The organism is Pedococcus sp. 2YAF34 (genome assembly GCF_052114585.1).
Classification (GTDB): domain Bacteria; phylum Actinomycetota; class Actinomycetes; order Actinomycetales; family Dermatophilaceae; genus Pedococcus.
On the sequence record NZ_JBFRFA010000002.1, the window covers coordinates 124,563 to 141,717 of the forward strand.

At 72.2% G+C, this 17,155-nt stretch carries 19 protein-coding genes; 7 read left to right on the forward strand and 12 right to left on the reverse strand.

Annotated features, from left to right (window positions below):
• Positions 1-147: 147 nt before the first annotated feature.
• Positions 148-540, forward strand: coding sequence for a methyltransferase family protein (locus AB4Z02_RS01875; protein ID WP_441968878.1), 393 nt, complete (start codon positions 148-150; stop codon positions 538-540).
• 41 nt (positions 541-581) lie between these two features.
• On the opposite strand, the gene AB4Z02_RS01880 is transcribed toward AB4Z02_RS01875, so the two are convergent.
• The gene (locus AB4Z02_RS01880) at positions 582-818 is read right to left on the reverse strand and encodes a hypothetical protein (protein WP_441968880.1); all 237 of its coding nucleotides are present in this window, start codon (positions 816-818) and stop codon (positions 582-584) included.
• A gap of 2 nt (positions 819-820) precedes the next feature.
• Here AB4Z02_RS01880 and AB4Z02_RS01885 point away from each other — a divergent pair, with 2 nt between their 5' ends.
• A complete protein-coding gene (locus AB4Z02_RS01885) occupies positions 821-1,258 on the forward strand; it encodes a VOC family protein (RefSeq protein WP_441968882.1) in 438 nt (145 codons plus the stop codon).
• A gap of 162 nt (positions 1,259-1,420) precedes the next feature.
• Here the strand turns inward: AB4Z02_RS01885 and AB4Z02_RS01890 are convergent, their stop codons facing one another.
• Positions 1,421-2,281: an Fpg/Nei family DNA glycosylase gene (locus AB4Z02_RS01890; protein ID WP_441968884.1), complete on the reverse strand. Its 861-nt coding sequence runs from the start codon at positions 2,279-2,281 to the stop codon at positions 1,421-1,423.
• A gap of 37 nt (positions 2,282-2,318) precedes the next feature.
• Between AB4Z02_RS01890 and AB4Z02_RS01895 the strand changes: the two genes are divergently transcribed.
• Positions 2,319-3,764: an MFS transporter gene (locus AB4Z02_RS01895; protein WP_441968886.1), complete on the forward strand. Its 1,446-nt coding sequence runs from the start codon at positions 2,319-2,321 to the stop codon at positions 3,762-3,764.
• Here AB4Z02_RS01895 and AB4Z02_RS01900 read toward each other — a convergent pair.
• The 4 genes from AB4Z02_RS01900 to AB4Z02_RS01915 all read right to left on the reverse strand — a co-directional run bounded on the left by AB4Z02_RS01900 (position 3,761) and on the right by AB4Z02_RS01915 (position 7,867).
• Positions 3,761-4,840 carry an App1 family protein gene (locus tag AB4Z02_RS01900; protein WP_056882836.1) on the reverse strand — a complete coding sequence of 360 codons (1,080 nt, stop codon included), beginning with the start codon at positions 4,838-4,840 and terminating at the stop codon, positions 3,761-3,763. The genes AB4Z02_RS01895 and AB4Z02_RS01900 overlap by 4 nt on opposite strands.
• 67 nt (positions 4,841-4,907) lie before the next feature.
• Entirely contained in the window at positions 4,908-5,699 is a 792-nt protein-coding gene (locus AB4Z02_RS01905) for a DsbA family protein (protein WP_441968889.1), read from the reverse strand.
• An 81-nt stretch (positions 5,700-5,780) separates the two neighbouring features.
• Positions 5,781-6,578 (reverse strand): GAF and ANTAR domain-containing protein, encoded by a 798-nt coding sequence (locus tag AB4Z02_RS01910; protein ID WP_441968891.1) that lies wholly within the window; start codon positions 6,576-6,578, stop codon positions 5,781-5,783.
• 62 nt (positions 6,579-6,640) lie between these two features.
• Positions 6,641-7,867, reverse strand: a complete 1,227-nt coding sequence (locus tag AB4Z02_RS01915; protein ID WP_441968893.1) for an endonuclease — start codon at positions 7,865-7,867, stop codon at positions 6,641-6,643.
• 125 nt (positions 7,868-7,992) lie between these two features.
• Here AB4Z02_RS01915 and AB4Z02_RS01920 point away from each other — a divergent pair, with 125 nt between their 5' ends.
• Positions 7,993-8,769, forward strand: a complete 777-nt coding sequence (locus AB4Z02_RS01920) for a fructosamine kinase family protein (protein WP_441968895.1) — start codon at positions 7,993-7,995, stop codon at positions 8,767-8,769.
• Positions 8,770-8,803: 34 nt separating this feature from the next.
• On the opposite strand, the gene AB4Z02_RS01925 is transcribed toward AB4Z02_RS01920, so the two are convergent.
• Positions 8,804-9,307: a mycothiol transferase gene (locus tag AB4Z02_RS01925; RefSeq protein ID WP_441968897.1), complete on the reverse strand. Its 504-nt coding sequence runs from the start codon at positions 9,305-9,307 to the stop codon at positions 8,804-8,806.
• 21 nt (positions 9,308-9,328) lie between these two features.
• Complete coding sequence (locus AB4Z02_RS01930) at positions 9,329-10,858, reverse strand: MDR family MFS transporter (RefSeq protein WP_441968899.1); 1,530 nt, start codon at positions 10,856-10,858, stop codon at positions 9,329-9,331.
• 141 nt (positions 10,859-10,999) lie between these two features.
• Between AB4Z02_RS01930 and soxR the strand changes: the two genes are divergently transcribed.
• Positions 11,000-11,467: a redox-sensitive transcriptional activator SoxR gene (gene soxR / locus AB4Z02_RS01935; RefSeq protein ID WP_441968901.1), complete on the forward strand. Its 468-nt coding sequence runs from the start codon at positions 11,000-11,002 to the stop codon at positions 11,465-11,467.
• Here the strand turns inward: soxR and AB4Z02_RS01940 are convergent.
• Positions 11,431-12,168: a hypothetical protein gene (locus AB4Z02_RS01940; RefSeq protein WP_441968903.1), complete on the reverse strand. Its 738-nt coding sequence runs from the start codon at positions 12,166-12,168 to the stop codon at positions 11,431-11,433. The genes soxR and AB4Z02_RS01940 overlap by 37 nt on opposite strands.
• 389 nt (positions 12,169-12,557) lie before the next feature.
• Between AB4Z02_RS01940 and AB4Z02_RS01945 the strand changes: the two genes are divergently transcribed.
• The gene (locus AB4Z02_RS01945; protein ID WP_056882829.1) at positions 12,558-13,073 is read left to right on the forward strand and encodes a hypothetical protein; all 516 of its coding nucleotides are present in this window, start codon (positions 12,558-12,560) and stop codon (positions 13,071-13,073) included.
• 28 nt (positions 13,074-13,101) lie between these two features.
• Here AB4Z02_RS01945 and AB4Z02_RS01950 read toward each other — a convergent pair whose 3' ends face one another.
• Both AB4Z02_RS01950 and AB4Z02_RS01955 read right to left on the reverse strand, forming a co-directional pair.
• The gene (locus AB4Z02_RS01950) at positions 13,102-13,665 is read right to left on the reverse strand and encodes an NYN domain-containing protein (protein WP_441968905.1); all 564 of its coding nucleotides are present in this window, start codon (positions 13,663-13,665) and stop codon (positions 13,102-13,104) included.
• A gap of 46 nt (positions 13,666-13,711) precedes the next feature.
• Positions 13,712-13,966: a DUF3072 domain-containing protein gene (locus AB4Z02_RS01955; RefSeq protein ID WP_056882827.1), complete on the reverse strand. Its 255-nt coding sequence runs from the start codon at positions 13,964-13,966 to the stop codon at positions 13,712-13,714.
• Between the two features lie 167 nt (positions 13,967-14,133).
• Between AB4Z02_RS01955 and AB4Z02_RS01960 the strand changes: the two genes are divergently transcribed.
• The gene (locus tag AB4Z02_RS01960; protein ID WP_441968907.1) at positions 14,134-14,994 is read left to right on the forward strand and encodes an aldo/keto reductase; all 861 of its coding nucleotides are present in this window, start codon (positions 14,134-14,136) and stop codon (positions 14,992-14,994) included.
• Positions 14,995-15,023: 29 nt separating this feature from the next.
• Here the strand turns inward: AB4Z02_RS01960 and AB4Z02_RS01965 are convergent, their stop codons facing one another.
• On the reverse strand, positions 15,024-17,117 hold the full coding sequence (locus tag AB4Z02_RS01965) for an NAD(+) synthase (protein ID WP_441968909.1): 2,094 nt from the start codon (positions 17,115-17,117) through the stop codon (positions 15,024-15,026).
• Positions 17,118-17,155: the final 38 nt, after the last annotated feature.

Genomic DNA, 17,155 nt, shown 5'->3' on the forward strand with positions numbered 1-17,155 from the left:
TCCCGGGGCCATCGACAGCACCCCACCGGCAGGCGCAGGGTGGACACCATGCCCCACATCCCTCCCCCAGTAGCGGCCGTGGGAGCAGCCTTGGCCCAGCGCGCCCTGTCGGGCGGGGGGCGGCCGCCGGGCGGGGGTCGCGCCGCGGTGGCAGCAACCGTCACGCTCGCGTCCGCGTCGTTGGCCGCGAGCGCAGCGAGCCGCTTCCGCCGAAGCGGCACCACGCTCGACCCGCTCCAACCCGATCAGGCGGCGGTGCTGGTGACCAGCGGTGCCAACGCCATCACCCGCAACCCCATATATGTCGGCTTGACCGGACTGTTGCTGGCGCACGCCGCGTGGCGGGGATCGTGGGCCGCGCTGCTGCCGGTGGTCGGCTTCGTCGCGTTCATCGACCGCACCCAGATCCGCGTGGAAGAGGCGGCGCTGTTCGAGAAGTTCGGGGCCGCATACGAGGCGTACCAGGCGGACTCCCCCCGATGGGTCGACCAGAGGTCCCTTGCCTCGTTGCCCCGACTGCTTGGCCAGCAGCGGTCCTAGTCTGCGTTGCCCTCGAACGGACGCACCTCGACCCTGCCCCGTCACGCCTTGGAGCCCTCGGCGGCGAGCTCGAGCGCCACGTCGGGGTCGGGGGCGTCGACGACCAGAACCCGCCGATGTACTCCTTCGCTTCGAGGTACGGGCCGTCCGTAGCCGTCGGCCTTGAGCTGGGCGTTGAAGGCGCCGGTCGCGGCGAAGGCCTTCTCCATCCCTTCCTTGGAGCCGTACCCGCCGAACTCGTGCCGGACCAACCCGGCGAAACCTCGGTAGCGTGCCACCCATGCCCATCAAGCTCGAGAACGTCGGGATCGCCGTCCGCGACCTCGAGGCGGCGATCGCGTTCTTCACCGACCTCGGCCTGGCCGTCATCGGCCGAGACACGGTCAGTGGCGACTGGACCGACACCGCCGTCGGGCTGGACGGCAACCACGCGAAGATCGCCATGCTCCAGACCCCTGACGGCCACGGTCGCCTTGAGCTCTTCGAGTACATCCACCCCGACGCCATCGAGACGGAGCCCACCCGCCCCCACGAGATCGGCATGCACCGCGTCGCGTTCTCGGTCGACGACATCGACGCGGCGCTCGAGGTCGCCGCGCGGCACGGCTGCCACCCGCTGCGCGGCGTCGCGACCTACGAGGACGTCTACAAGCTCACCTACCTCCGCGGCCCGAGCGGCATCCTCGTGATGCTCGCCGAGGCGCTGAAGAGGGGTTGACCCGAGCCGTGTGACGCTCGCCGGTGGGTCAGCAGTAGGTCCCAGCGGTGGCACGAGCCTGACGGCACCATCCATCAGGGCGGTCACGAGCCGGACCCGCAATTCGGCACAGACCAACCGCAAGGAGTACCCGGCCGTAGCCAGTCCGGAGGGAGGCGCCGCCTACTTCAGCAGGCGGGACATCCGGCGGTCGGCCAGCGGCTTGCCGCCCGTCTGGCAGGTCGCGCAGTACTGCAGCGACGAGTCGGCGAACGACACCTCGCGCACGACGTCACCGCACACCGGGCACGTCTCCCCGGTCCTACCGTGCACCCGCATCCCCGCACGCTTGGCGTCCTTGAGCTCCTTGGCCGGCTTGCCCGACGCGGCGGCGACCGCCGCCGAGAGCGTGTCCTGCATCGCCGCGTACAGCCGGTCGACGTCCTCGGGGGACAGGCTGGAGGCGAGCGCGAACGGCGACATCTTCGCGACGTGGAGGATCTCGTCGGAGTAGGCGTTGCCGATGCCCGCGATGAAGCCCTGGTCGCGGATCAGCCCCTTGATCTGCGACCGCCGCCCGTGGAGCAGCTCGCCGAACGCCTCGCGGGTGAAGTCGGGCGACAGGGGGTCCGGCCCGAGCGACGCGATGCCCGGCACGGCGTCGGGGTCGCGCACCAGGTAGGCAGCGAGCCGCTTCTTCGTGCCCGCCTCGGTGAGGTCGAACCCGGAACCGTCGGAGAACCGCGCGCGCAGGGCGATCGGCGACTTGCCCGGCCGCAGCACGGTATCGGGCAGGGCGTCCGACCACCGCAGCCATCCCGCCCGGGCGAGGTGGAAGATCAGGTGCACCCCGTCGCAGTCGAGGTCGACGAACTTGCCGTGCCGCGACACCGCGTCGACCGGCACCCCGGTCAGCGACTGCGGCGGCGGGTCGAACGTCTTGAGCACCGAGAACGACCCCAGCTCGACCCCGGTCACCGCCAGCCCGACGACCCGCTCGGCGAGGAAGTCGACGAGCGCCTGGACCTCGGGCAGCTCCGGCACCGGCCCATTGTGACCCACACGGTGCGACGATGTCCCGGTGATCGCGAGCACCGAGCCGCTGCGGATGGGCACCCACCGCGCGCGCCTCGTCCTCACCACCACCATCCTCGGCAGCGGCATCGCCCTGCTCGACGGCACCGTCGTCAACGTCGCCCTGCCGACCATCGGCCGTGAGCTGGGCGCGGAGCTCTCCGGCCTGCAGTGGGTGGTCAACGCCTACGCCCTGACCCTCGCGGCGCTCATCCTGCTCGGCGGCTCGCTCGGCGACCGGTTCGGCCGGCGGCGCGTGTATGCCGTCGGCGTCGCCGCCTTCGGCCTCGCCTCGATCGCATGCGCCCTCTCGCCCTCGATCGAGCTGCTGGTCGCGGCCCGTGCCGTGCAGGGCGTGGGAGCTGCACTCCTGGTGCCCGGCAGCCTCGCCATCCTGCAGGCGTCGTTCCACCCCGACGACCGGATGGCGGCCATCGGCGCGTGGACTGGGCTGCTCGGCGTCGCCTCGGCCTCAGGGCCCGTCGTCGGCGGGTGGCTCGTCGACCTGGACTGGCGCTGGGCCTTCTGGCTCAACGTCCCGCTGTGCGCTGCCGTCATCGTGCTGGCCACGAGGGCGGTGCCGGAGTCGCGCAACGCCGGTGCCGACCACTCCTTCGACGCCCTCGGGGTGGTCCTTGCCGCTGCCGGTCTCGGCGGCCTCACCTACGCCCTGACCGTCGCCCCCGAGCACCCCGGGATCGTCTCGATCGGCGCCGGCGTCGTGGGGCTCGCGGCGATCGCCGCCTTCGTCCGACGCGAGCGCCATACGGCCCACCCCCTCGTGCCTCCGCGGCTCTTCGCCAACCGCGTGTTCACTGCCGTCAACATCGTCACCCTCCTGGTCTACGCGGGGCTGTCCGCGGCGCTGCTGTTCGTCGTCCTCTTCCTCCAGGTCTCGGGTGGCTGGTCGGCACTGGCTGCCGGCGCCGCGACCCTGCCGCTGAGCGCGGTGATGCTGCTCCTGGCCAGCCGGTTCGGCGGCCTCGCCACCCGGCACGGGCCGCGCCGCTACATGGTCGGCGGCACCCTCGTGGCGGCCACGGGGTTCGCCCTGCTCGCGTTCGCACCGCGCCACCCGTCCTACGCGATGCACGTCCTGCCCGGCATGACGCTCGTCGGCCTGGGGCTGTCGATGACCGTGGCGCCGCTGACCGGGACCGTCCTCGCCGCGGCCCCGGACGAGCTCGCCGGCACCGCGAGCGGCGTCAACAACGCCGTGTCCCGCACGGCCGGCCTCGTCGCGATCGCGGCGCTCCCGCCGCTGGTGGGCCTCGGGGGAGCGGCGTACGCCGACCCGGCCCTGCTCGCCCCCGCGTACCGTGCCGCGATGCTGGTCTCGGCCGCCCTGGTCGCGCTGGGCGCGGTCGTCACCGCGGTGGGCCTGGCCGTGGGCCGTGAGCGCCGCGAACCCGCCTGCGCCGCACAGCCGCACCTCGACCTGACGGCGCGCTAGCCCTGGGAGGGCGACTCGCCCAGGACCCCCAGGACGTGCTCCACCTGCGGCAGCAGCCCGTAACCGTCACCGGCCCGCAGCACCGGGACCTCGTGGCGCTCACGCATCGGCTCGAACTCCTCCAGCGAGACCGGGATGCCGTGCGAGAGCACCTGCTCGCTGGGGGTTAGCTCGCGGATCGCGACGGCGGCCACCCGGTCGGGGCGCTGCTCGGCGAACTCGCCGTAGATCCGGGGGTCGTGCTGCCCGTCGTCGCCGATGAGCACCCACCGGATCGACGGGAACTCGTTGGCCAGCCGGTGCAGGCACGACCGCTTGTGGTCCTGCCCCGAGCGGAACCACCCGGTGTTGGTCGGTCCCCAGTCGGTCAGCAGCAACGGGCCCGCGGGGTAGCCGTGCCGGCGCAGGAACCGGGTCAGCGTCGGCGCGGTGTTCCAGGCCCCGGTCGAGAGGTAGACCATCGGGGCGCCGGGGTGCTCCTCGAGCAGCGCGCGGTACATCGTCGCCATGCCGGGGACGACGTGGCGGGCGTTCTCGTTCTTCACGAACGTGTTCCACGCGGCGATCATCGGCCGGGGCAGGGAGGTCGAGATGACGGTGTCGTCGATGTCGGAGATGAGGCCGACCGTCTGTGTCGAGGAGACCACGACCACCGCCGCGGTGACCTCCTCGGCGCCGAGCGCGGACAGCCGCGCCTCGTGCCAGCCGGGCTCGAGGCCGTGTCCCTTGACCCGCACGTCGATGTAGCCGCTGCGGTCGCTGCGGGTGTGGATGGTCTTGCCGCCGATGCTCACCGTGACCGGCACGTCCATGGCCGGGGCGGTGATGAACGCACGCCACCCGCGGCGCTCGTCCTCGGCGCACCGCAGCTGCACGGTGGGCGCCCCGGCGTCGGCGGACGCCTCCACGTCTGGGCGGCGCGTGAGCAGCACGCGCCCCATGACGCGGGCGAACTCCTCCGACCCGTACCCCGTGTGGGCCACGACCCGGGTGCCCCAGCCACGGCCGCGGAGCACGGCGTCGAGCCGGCGGTGCCAGGCGTCCTCGACGATTGCAGCGGCGTGGGGGCGGGCCATGCGACGACCCTACGGCCTCACCGGGTTCGGCACCCTGCCCGAGCCGCGTGACACCGACCTCACGACGTCAGGGGCGGGCGAGCACCGTCCGGAACTGGTCGACGAGCCGCTGGCTCGAGGCGCCGAGGCCGTCGAACTCGAACAGCCGGTCACCCCGGCTGGCCAGCAGCAACGGGCGGCCACCGATGTTGAGGTCTCGGGCGACGGCGAAGTCCTCGACCGCCAGCTCGTGCGCGCGGGCCGAGGCGGCGAACAGCTCGATGGCCTGGGCGTCGAGCCCGAGGTTGGTCGCGACCCGGCCCAGGACGCCGGGCGCCTCGAGCGGCTGGCCGCAGACGAAGAACTCGTGCTGCACCGCGCCGAGGACGGTCGACACCGGCATCTGCTCGGCCGCGAGCAGGGCGATGACCCCGGCGGCAGCAGCTTCGGCGTCGACCACGAGCGAACCGGACCGCACCGCGGACAGGAAGTCTGTGCCGAAGCGGGCGTCCGTGGACCCGCGGACGGCGTCGACATCGGCCGCGAACGAGCCGAGGCCGTCCGCCGCCAGGTGACCCGCGTGGACGATCTCGACGTCGACGAGGCTGCATGCGGCGCTGAGCACGGCGCTCACCGACGGCAGGTAGGCGTAGGACCAGGGGTCGTAGACGTCCATGATGTAGACGAGCAGGGTGCTGGCGTCGACGCCGCCGGCACCGGGGACGGCGGGGAAGCCGTCACGGGCCCGCTCCTGCGGGCGGCTGAGCCCGAGCTCGACGCGGCGAGAGCGGCTGTGGATGTCGCACCAGGGCGACGGTGAGGTGTGCGGGACGTGGTGGCGTTCTGCTCCGTACTTGCAGGAGCGGTGTGGACCTCTCATCTGCACCCTCCAGGGCACTAAAAAAGCAACCGGATGGCCGATCGGCCAAACCCGGTTGCTTCAGGTGCCCCACAGACTAGCTCACATCGCCTCAGATCGGGTAGAGCGGACCTCGGAGACCAGCTGGCTGGCGAGCACGCGCAGCTTGAGGTTCTGCTCCTGCGACTGCCGGCGGAGGAGCTCGAACGCCACCATCTCGTCGATCGAGTGGCGCGCCATGAGGATGCCCTTGGCCTGCTCGATGACGGCACGGCTGGCCATCGCCTGCTCCATCTGCCCGGCCACGGCGCGGGCGCCGGCGAGGGTGACGGCCGCCGCGAGCGCGTCCGCGGCGCGTGAGGCCGCCATCCGCGCGAGCCGCCGCTCGGTGTGGTCGAAGGCGTGCCGGGCGTTGCCGTAGAGGTTGAGCGCGCCGTACCGGCGGTCGGCCGAGATCAGCGGCAGGGCGAGCAGCGTCTGGACCTCACCGGGGTCGCAGCCCTGGATGAACGCCGGCCAGCGCTCCTCGCCACCGGTGAAGTCCACGAGGTTCTCCCGGCCGTTGCGGAACGCGTCGAGGCACGGCCCGTCGCCCACGGCGTACTGCACCGCGTCGATCTCGAGCGTCGCGGCGGTGGTGTACGCCGCGGTCCGCGGCCGGTCCTCCATGACCACGGTGACGCCGACGGAGTCGCAGCCGTCGATGTTGGCGTTGACGGCCTGCACGAGCCGCTCGAGGTAGGGCGTGAGGTCCTCGACGCCGTCGAGGTTGCCCGACAGCTGGTCCATGAGCCGCGCGGCCGCGTCGAGGCTGCGCGACCCCGCGGTCTCGTGCAGCTCCGCAGCGGCTGCGACGTCGTCGTCGTCGGGCACGACGGTGTTGGTGGCCTGGTCGACCATGGGTACTCCTCCGCGGGAATCGAGCTGCTCGACCCTCACCGTACCCGCAGGTAGACCCCCGTTCAGGGCCAGATCGACCCAACCCACTCGGGGTGGTCGACGAACGGGTTGCGGTTGTGCTGCCAGGTGTCGTAGATGACCTGGTTCCTCCGCTTCTCGAACGCGTCCGGCGGGTCCCCGGCGCTCCACGCCTTGAGCACCGACAGCTTGCCGATGTAGGGGGCGGTGCCGTTGGCGACGCTGTTGTTGGGCTCGAGGTTGGGCCAGCCGTCGTCGCCCTCGTAGCGGACCGCCATGTAGAAGATCATCCGGGCGACGTCGCCCTTGACCGCGTCACGCGGCTCGAACGAGTCGCTGTCGCTGAAGCAGTCGCCGCACTGGCTGACCGCTGAGCCGCCGTTGTCGAAGTCGAGGTTGCCGCGGGTGCTGTTGACCGTGACGTCCTCGGGCCGCAGGTGGTGCACGTCCGTGCCGGGGCCGTTCGCCGTCCCGAAGTCGCCGTGGCTCTTGGCCCACACGTGCTCGCGGTTCCACTGGTCGACAACACCGCCGTTGTCGGACTTGGCGATCGAGCGACCTGAGTAGATCTCGATGACGTTGTTGGCGTTGTTCGGGTCCTGGTCGGTGTCCTTGAGCGCCGTCCACACCTGGTCGTACGTCAGCACCGTCTGGCTCCTGATGATCGAGTGCAACGACGTCCGCAGTGCGCTGCCGCTCTTGCCGATGGCGTTGGCGTAGTAGGTGCTGTCGTACGGCCCCGTGGTCCCGGTGGGGCTTGGCGACGTCGTCGGGAACGTGGTCGGCGAGGTCGTCGTCGACGTGGGGCTGGTCGTGGTCGTCGTCGGGGGCGGCGTCGCGCCGACTGCGGCGATCGCGGTCGGCGACTTGAGCCCCGCGTGCGCGAAGTAGGCGGTCAGCGTGCCGGTGACGTCGACCTGCTTGCCCATGTTGGCGGGGTGGGTCCGCAGGCCCCACGTCGAGCGCCACGACGACGTCAGCTGGACGTAGACCATCTTCGACGTGCTCGTCTCGCCCGCGCTGTCCGCGAGCGCGATCGCCAGGTCGTCGGTGAAGCCGCTGCGGTTCACGGTGGTCGTCGCCACCGGCTCCCCGACGATGTAGCCGCGCACCGTCTGCACGCTGTTGTTCTGCGTGGCGATGGCCTGGGAGACCGTCAGCGGGGTCGCCGCGGTGGCGGTGCGGGCCGTGGCTCCGACGAAGGCGAGGAGCAGGAGGACGGCGACGAGGGCGAGCCGTGGCCGCACGCGGAGGGTGAGCTGCTGTGGCATGGACGAAACATGGCAGCACCACGGCATACGCCGGGCGAACGCTGCGTATGGGCACGGACCGGGGTTGGCAAAGATCCCGTATCGCGCGCGCCCCCATCCGCGCGCCCGTCGGCGAGGATGGGCGCGTGGCCGGCGACGAGGTGTTCCGCAAGGGCAGCACCTCCGCGCCCGACGGCTACTTCCGCTGGGAGGCCAGCGGGCTCGGGTGGCTGGCGTCCGCGCCGGGCGGAGCACCGGTCGTCGAGGTGGTGGACGTCGCGGAGGACCACCTCGACCTGCGGCGTCTGTCGTTCGTCAACCCCGACCCGCAGATGGCCGAGGCGTTCGGCGCGGGGCTGGCGCGGACCCACGACGCCGGCGCGGCGGCGTACGGGAGCGCGCCGGACGGGTGGGAGGGCGACGGCTACCTCGGGCCGGCGACGTCACTGCTGCCGCTGCAGCTGCGACCGACGCAGTCGTGGGGCGAGTTCTTCGCCGAGCAGCGGGTCCTCGCCATGCTGGCGCTCGCCCACGACCAGGGGCTGTGGCACCGGCACGACGTCGCGGTGTTCGAGGCGGTGGCCCGGCGGCTGACGAGGGGCGAGTTCGACGACGGGGCGCCTGCGGCCCGCATCCACGGCGACCTGTGGTCGGGCAACATCGCGTGGACGGCCAAGGGAGGCGTCCTCATCGACCCGGCCGCGCACGGCGGCCACCGGGAGACCGACCTGGCGATGCTGGCGCTGTTCGGGTGCCCCCACTGGGACTTCGTCATCGGCGGCTACCTGTCGCAGCACCGGCTCGACGCCGAGTGGCCGCGCCGGGTGGCCCTGCACCAGCTGCACCCGCTCATGGTGCACGCGGTGCTGTTCGGCGGCGACTACGCCCACCGCGCCGTCGAGCTGGCCCGCCGCTACCGCTGACACGCCCCGTCGGCCGAGGGGGTCAGTTCCGGGGTCAGCCCAGCAGGCCCCGCGCGTACGCCGCCTGTCCGAGGTGCTGGGTGTCGTCGTTGACGACACTGACCAGCCGGACGCCGAGGGTCACCGGCGGGTCCCAGTGGCGGTCGACGACGCGGTCGAGGTCCTCGGGGGACAGCCTCTCGACGTAGGCGAGCGTCTGCTGGTGGACCGCGTCGAGGTAGCCCAGGAGCTGGTCGGCGTCGACGCCACGGACCTGGGCGACCTGCTCGGCGGAGTGGCCGTACCCCGTCTCGGCGGCCTCGAACGGCAGGCCGAGGCGCTCGTGCCAGCCTCCGGAGGTCCACACCTGCTCCAGCCCGGCGGCGTCGGCGACGTGGTCGTCCTGCACGCGCGACAGGTGCCACACGAGCCAGCCGACCGTGTTGGCGTCGTCGGCCGGCCGCTGGGCGAGCTGGTCGGCGTCAAGGCCGTCGACGACGCGCTCGACCCCCTCGCGGATGCGGGTGAAGGCGTCGGCCAGGAGCTCGGCAGGAGTCATGCCTTCGATGGTAGGTCGGCGTCAGTCGAAGCGCAGGGGCTCCGTGCGCCGCGGCATCACGAGCACCGCCAGCACCATCGCGACCGCGAGGACGACCACGCCGAGGAAGACCTGGTGCGTGGCGCCGGTCAGCGCCTCGCGGACGAAGTCACGCACGGTGGCGCTCACGCCGGTGCCGCCACCGAGCACGACAGCGGCGTCGTCCGCGGTCTTGGGCAGGGGCCCGGTCGCGCCTGCCGGGGGCCTGGCGAAGTCGCGCGACAGGGTCGCGTTGGCGATCGCCCCGAAGACCGCGACGCCGATGGCGCTGCCGACCGACCGGGCGAAGAGGTTGGTCGCCGTCACCACGCCACGGCGGTCCCAGTCGACGGAGGACTGGACGGCCACGAGCGTCGGCACCGACGCATACCCCAGGCCCACCCCGACGAGGAACGTGAAGGCGGCGATGGTCCACAGGCTGGTGCGGGCGTCGACGAGCAGCAGCAGGGCGCTGCCGAGGACGACGAACGCGACCCCGAGGAACGAGGTGTTGCGGAACCCGAAGCGCATGTAGATCCGCCCGGCCGACGCGGCGGCCAGGGGCCAGCCGATGGTCATGGCGCCGAGGGCCAGGCCGGACAGCAGCGCACCGAAGCCGAGGACCCCCTGGGCGAAGGTGGGGACGTAGGAGGTGAGGCCGATCAGCACGGCGCCGATGACCAGGGACGCGGCGTTGGCGCCGACGAGCACCCGCCGGGTGAACACCCACAGCGGCAGGATCGGCTCGGGCGCCCGCCTCTCCACGAACAGGAAGGCCACGAGCAGCACCACGCTGGCCACGACGATGCCGATGCCGGTGGGGGACAGCCACTCCCACGACCGGCCCCCCTCGAGCAGCGCGAGGATGAGCAGCGATACACCGCCGGCGAGCAGGGCCGCCCCCGCGTAGTCGATGCGGTGGCGCTTGCGCTCGATGCTCTCGTGGAACCCGCGCAACAGCATCACGGTCGCGATCGCGCCGATGGGGAGGTTGACGAAGAAGATCCAGCGCCACGACACGTACTCCGAGAAGACGCCACCCAGCGTCGGCCCGACGATCGAGGCGATGCCCCACACGCTGGCGATGAAGCCCTGGACCCGGGCGCGCTCCTCGACGGAGTAGATGTCGCCGATGATCGTGATCGACATGGGCATCACCGCGCCGGCGCCCAGGCCCTGGACGACCCGGGAGGCGATGAGCAGCGGCATGGTCCACGCCGCGCCGCAGAGGATGGAGCCGAGCAGGAACAGCGCGATGCCCACGAGCATCACCGGCTTGCGGCCGAGGCTGTCGGCGAGCTTGCCGTAGATCGGCACCGACACCGCCTGGGCCAGCAGGTAGATCGAGAACAGCCACGGGAACTGCGAGAAGCCGCCGAGGTCGCTGACGACCGCCGGCACGGCGGCCGCGAGGATCGTCGCGTCGATCGCCACGAGGGCGGTGCAGAGCATCACCGCGAGCAGCACGGGTCCGCGTTCGCTGCGCAGGCCGACCGCGCTCCTGCTGGTGGTCGTGGCGGTGTCGTGGGTCACGTCAAGCGCCAACTCCCTGACAGCGCCCGCGTATTCCGCGACCCTGCCTCCCCGAGGTCGGCCTTGCTCCCGAGGCGGGGGCAGCGCACACTCAGACCTCGAGCGAACTTGAGGTTCTAGCCGACGGAAGGGGCGACCACCGTGGAGCCGGACGACGTGCTGACGGTCTCGGAGGTGGCGCACCGCAGCGGCTTCGCGCCGTCGGCGCTGCGCTACTACGAGGCCCAGGGACTCATCGAGGCGACGCGCACCGCCGGGGGCCAGCGCCGGTATGCGCGCAGCGTCCTGCGCCGGCTCGCCTTCATCCGCGCCGCGAGCAACGTCGGCCTCGCGTTGGAGGAGGTCCGCGCCGAGCTCGCACGACTGCCCTCGGGGCGCACGCCGACCAAGTCGGACTGGCACCGGATCTCGGTGGACTGGCGGGCCCGGCTCGACGAGCAGGTGGCCGCGCTCGAGGCCCTGCGCGACAAGCTCGACTCCTGCATCGGCTGTGGCTGCCTGTCCCTCAAGCAGTGCGCCATCTCCAACCCCGCGGACAAGGCAGCGGACTCCGAGGACGCGCCGGGCGCGGCCTACCTCCCGAGGCTGCTGCGCCGCCCGACGAGCTGACGGGGCGGCACCACCGACGGCCTCGCGGCAGCCTGCTCGACGACCTGGTCGGCGGCACCGGCCAGGCGGTCCACGCGGGCCCGGGTGTCGCGGATCGTCGTGGCGAGCAGGGCCACGAGCCGGTCCACCGCGTCGGGGACGCACGCGACCGCAACACCCTCCACGGCGTAGGCGACCACGTGGGGAGCCGTCTGGCGACGGAACACCCGCTCGCTGACGCGGGTGTCGCGGGCGTAGCGCAGCGCCCACGCGTGGGCCTCGGGCGCCTGCGCGAACGCCTCGTCGCAGATCCGCAGCAGGTCGTCGCGCGGACCCGGCAGGTCGGCAGCCAGGTGGCGGCAGGTGAGCAGGCCGACGGCCATGACGTTCTGGCGGGCCACGGGGGCGACGGGGAGCGCGGCCGCGGCGGCGTGCACGGCGATGGCGACGTCGAGCTCGAGGTCGTCGCCGGTGAGCCCGACGACGTCGGGGATCAACCCGACGATGCGAGGCCGGTCGAGGTCGGTGAGCGAGTCGTTGACCAGCCGGGCCATGGTGGCCAGCAGCGGGTGCGTGCAGGCCGGGTGGTCGCTCCACCGCTCACCGGCCAGGAACGACGCCATCTCCATGAAGCAGGCGCCCTTGCGCGGGTTTCGGTGCTTTCCGGCGGACAGCACCGGGACGACATCGGGAAGTGGGACCACCTGCTGACCGAACCTCATGGCGCCTCCATCGGCGACGTACCCCGCGGGCCCACCCCGCCGGTCCGTCCACTATGCGCCTCGCCTCCCCCGACGCGCCAGAGGTGCGCGACGTCGACTCGGTGAGGGCCTGTCGACCGCGACGAGGGGCCTGTTCAGCGGCCGTCTCGCGACCCCAACCGGGACCAAACGGAGGCGTCCGCGCCGCACCGCTCCACCGCGTGGTGGAGAACGCCTGCCCTCCGGTGCCCGATGTGCCGGCGGCCGCTGCTCCCGACCATTGGAGGTGTCGGGGAGCCCCCGCCAGACGCCGCGTAGGACACGCCGGCAGGGGCCTCCCGACACCAGTACCGAGCAGCAGCCGGCCCCGTAGGTGGGGGCCGCACCCGAGGGTGGAGAGAGGTCAGCACATGACCGTCATCGAACGCATCTACGACAACGCCTGGTACGTCGCGCACGCGGCCCCGGGGATGCGCGAGCAGCTCGCCGCCGACGTGACCCGGACCTGGATGGCCTGCGAGGCCGCCCGCGAGGACGCCGGCCGGGCACGCACCGTCTCGGGACTGTCGGCCGCCCGCTCGGCGCTGGCGCTGTCGTTCGGCAACGTGACCCAGGCGCAGTACGACCGCGCACGGGCACGGGCCACCGAGGCGGCACGGTGCACCGACATCATCGACGGCCACGCGTTCGGCATCCGCCGCGACCTCGGCGCGGGCGGCGCCATGACGGTCGAGATCACCTCGTGCACCCTCCTGCGCCGCGCCACCCTGACCGTGGGCGCCAAGGGCGGGGAGTGGACGGCCGACCTCTACGACCCGCAGTCGCGCGTCGAGCGGTTCACCACGACGCTGGGCAGCGACCCGTGGGACGCCGTCCACCGGGCCTGCAGCTGGATCACGACCGGGGTGTTCCCCACCCGCTCCTGAAGCCTGCGGGCTGCCCGCCGGGCGAGGCCTACAGGAAGTCGAAGGGGTCGAACTCGTCGATCGGGATGATGCGCACCCGCGGCAGCCGCGCGGTGAACGCGTCGACGTCGTACTCGAGGTCGAAGAACTCCAGGCCGCGGCTCTCGAGCTCGACGAACGCCTTGCTGCGGAACTCCAGGAACCCGATGAGGCCGATCCGGCGGCCGTCGCACACGTCGCCGAGCTGGGGGACGAAGTCGCTGTCGTGGCTGACCAGCATGACGTCGGCGTCGCGGGCCTTGAGCGCCTCGATGGTGCGCTGGATCGCGATGTCGACGACCTTCTCGTGCGGTCGGCCCGACAGCGGGACCGGCCGGTACTCCATCGCCAGCAGCGCCTGGATGAACCCCATCGGCAGGTCGCCGTTGGCCGCGAGGAAGAACAGGCCCTTGGCCGGCTGGTCCCACTCCTCGGCGGCGAAGTTGAGCAGCCGGTCCCAGCGCGGCCGCTCGTCGGGCTGTGGGCGCCGCGACAGGATCGAGGTGCCCAGCGTCGCGTCGATGTTCTCGCCGTCGACGAGCACGTACGTCGTCCGCTGAGCGTGGTCGGCCATGGGCTCGACTGTATGCGGTCGCGGCGCCCCCGCGTGGGCGCTCGCCCTACGCGCCATCCCCGCCGCCGCGGAGGCGGTCGATGTGCTGCGACGCCTCCGCCTTGGTCAGGTCTGCCGGCAGCTCCTCACCGGCCTGCTTGGCGAGCGTGTCGAGGTAGCTCTTCTGGCTCTCGGTCATCGGGTCGTCGCCGCTGACCCAGTCGGACGGGTCCTTCTCCAGCGCAGGGTCGCCCACCGGCTCGGTCGCACCGATGGTGTCCTGCTGGGGCTCGTCGTCACGGAGTGCGTTGTCGTTGCTCATGGTTCGAACATACGTGCGGTCCGCCTGCTGCGCACGTGGAGGAGGCGGGGGGTCGCACGCTCCGCCGGTGGGCGGGCGCGCCGGCGACGGGCGGGCGGCGTTCGAGTGGGCACCGCGCGGCATACCGACCTAGCGTTGACGAGCCCCCCTCCCACGAAAGGAAGCCCATGCAGCAACGCACGCTCGGCGACATCCAGGTCAGCGCCATCGGTCTGGGTGGCATGCCCATGTCGATAGAGGGCCGGCCCGACGAGGAGCGTTCGGTCCGCACCATCCACGCGGCGCTCGAGGCCGGGGTCACCCTCGTCGACACGGCCGACGCCTACCACCGCGACGCCGGCGAGGTCGGCCACAACGAGTCGCTCATCGCCAAGGCGCTGAAGTCCTGGGGTGGCGACACCTCGGCCGTCGTCGTCGCGACCAAGGGCGGCCACCTGCGCCCCGGCGACGGGTCGTGGACCCTCAACGGCCGCCCCGAGTACCTCAAGCAGGCGGCCAAGGAGTCGGCCCGCCGTCTCGGGGTCGAGGCGATCGGGCTCTACCAGTTCCACCGCCCGGACCCCGACGTCCCCTACGAGGAGTCGGTCGGCGCGATCCGCGACCTGCTCGACGAGGGCGTGATCGTCCGCGCCGGCATCTCCAACGCGAACGTGGAGCAGATCGACCTCAGCCAGAAGATCCTCGGCGGTCGCCTGGTGTCGGTGCAGAACCAGTTCTCGCCGAAGTTCCTGTCCAGCCGCGGTGAGCTCGAGCACTGCGCCGAGCTCGGGATCGCGTTCCTGCCGTGGAGCCCGCTCGGTGGCATCTCCAACGCCTCGGAGCTGGGGAGCAACCACTCCGCGTTCGCCGAGGTCGCCAGGGCCCACGACGTGAGCCCGCAGCAGGTGGCGCTGGCGTGGGAGCTGTCGCTCGCCGACGTCGTCATCCCGATCCCCGGGGCGTCGCGGCCGACCTCGATCGAGGACTCGGTCAAGGCAGCCGACCTCAAGCTGTCCGACGACGAGCTGGCAGCCCTCGACGGCAGCTGACTCAGGTCGCAGGGGTGCCCCGGACCGGTTCAGGTCCGGGGCACCCCTGCGTCGAGCTCGTCCAGCCACGCGCGCGCGGAGGCGTCCGACGGCATGCGCCAGTCACCGCGCGGCGACAGCGAGCCACCGGCCACCACCTTCGGCCCGTTGGGCAGCGCCGACCGCTTGAACTGGTTGCCGAAGAACCGCTCGAGGAAGACCTCCATCCAGTGCCGGATGGTGGGCAGGTCGTACGCCGTGCGGCGGCTCTCGGGGTACCCCGCCGGCCAGTCGCCCGCCACGACGTCAGCCCACGCGTGCATCGCGAGGAAGGCGATCTTGCTGGGCCGGAACCCCCACCGCAGCACGTGGTAGAGCGTGAAGTCCTGCAGGGCGTACGGCCCGACCATGTCCTCGGTGGACTGCATCTTCTCGCCCTCGGCGGCCGGGACCAGCTCGGGGCTGATCTCCTGGTCGACGATCTCGAGCAGGGTGTCGTTGACCTCGCCCTCGAACTGGCCGCTCGACACGACCCAGCGGATCAGGTGCTGGATCAAGGTCTTCGGGATGCCGGCATTGACGCCGTAGTGCGACATCTGGTCGCCCACGCCGTAGGTGCACCAGCCCAGCGCCAGCTCGGACAGGTCGCCGGTGCCGAGGACGATCCCACCGCGCTGGTTGGCCGCCCGGAAGAGGTAGTCGGTACGCAGACCGGCCTGGACGTTCTCGAAGGTCACGTCGTAGACCGGCTCGCCGTCGCCCGCCGGGTGGCCGAGCCCCTTGAGCATCTGCGTCGCCGCCGGGCGGATGTCGAGCTCCTCCCAGGTGATGCCGAGGGACTCCATGAGGTGGACGGCGTTGGCCTTCGTACCGTCGCTGGTGGCGAACCCCGGCATGGTGAAGCCGATGATGTCCGTCCGCGGCCGCTCGAGGCGGTCCATCGCCTTGGCCGCCACGATGAGCGCGTGGGTCGAGTCGAGCCCACCGCTGACGCCGATGACGATCTTGGGCTGCCAGGTGTCGGTGCTCATCGCCCGCAGCCGCTGCTCGAGGCCGGAGACCTGGATGTTGTAGGCCTCGTAGCAGTCGAGCGCGAGCCTCGCCTCGTCGTCGGGGACGAAGGGGAAGCGGTCGACCTTACGTCGCAGGCCGATGTCACCGCTGGGGGGCTTGAGCGCGAAGGCCAGCGTGCGGAAGTCCACGCCGTCCGCGGCGTCGACCCGCTCGGTACGCCGGTTGTCGTCGAAGGAGCCCGTGCGCTGCCGCTCCTGGCGCAGCCGGTCGACGTCGACGTCGACCACGGTCGCCTGCGCGGTGGCGGGGAAGCGCTCGGTCTGGCCGAGCAGGTCGCCGAGCTCGTAGACCATGGTCATGCCGTCCCACGAGAGGTCGGTGCTCGACTCGCCCAGGCTCGCGGCGGCGTACAGGTAGGCGGCGAGGCAGCGCGAGCTGGCCGAGCGGGCCATGAGGTGCCGGTCCTCGGCGCGGCCCACGGTGATCGGCGACGCGGACAGGTTGAGCAGCACCGTCGCCCCGGCGAGCGCGGCCTTGGCGCTGGGCGGCACGGGGACCCACATGTCCTCGCAGATCTCGACGTGGACGGTCAGGCCCGGCACGTCCTCGGCCTCGAACAACAGGTCCGGGCCGAAGGGCAGGTCGCCGTCCTCGTCGGCTCCCGGCCAGTGCGGCGCGTGGAACCAGTCGCTGCGGGTGTCGTCGCCGGGCGCGAAGTGGCGCTTCTCGTAGAACTCGCGGTAGTTGGGGAGGTTGGACTTGGGCACGACGCCGAGGACCTCGCCGCGGTGGATCACCACGGCGCAGTTGAAGAGCCGGTTGCCGTGGCGCAGCGGCGCACCGACGACGACCACCGGCAGGAGTGACCTGGTCGCCGCGGCCACGGTCAGCACGGCACGGTCGACGGCGTCGAGCAGCACGTCCTGCAGGAGCAGGTCGTCGATGGCGTAGCCCGACAGCGTCAGCTCGGGGAACAGGGCCACCGCCACCCCGCCGTCGTGCAGCAGCCGCACCTGCTCCACGACGGCCTCGGCGTTGGCCGCCGGGTCGGCCGCGGAGACGGGCAGCGTGCAGGCGGCGACGCGGGCGAACCCGTGCCGGTAGGCGGAGCGGAAGTCCCCGTGGTCCATGGCCCGAGTCTGTCAGAGCGCCGACGCGTGGGTACGGC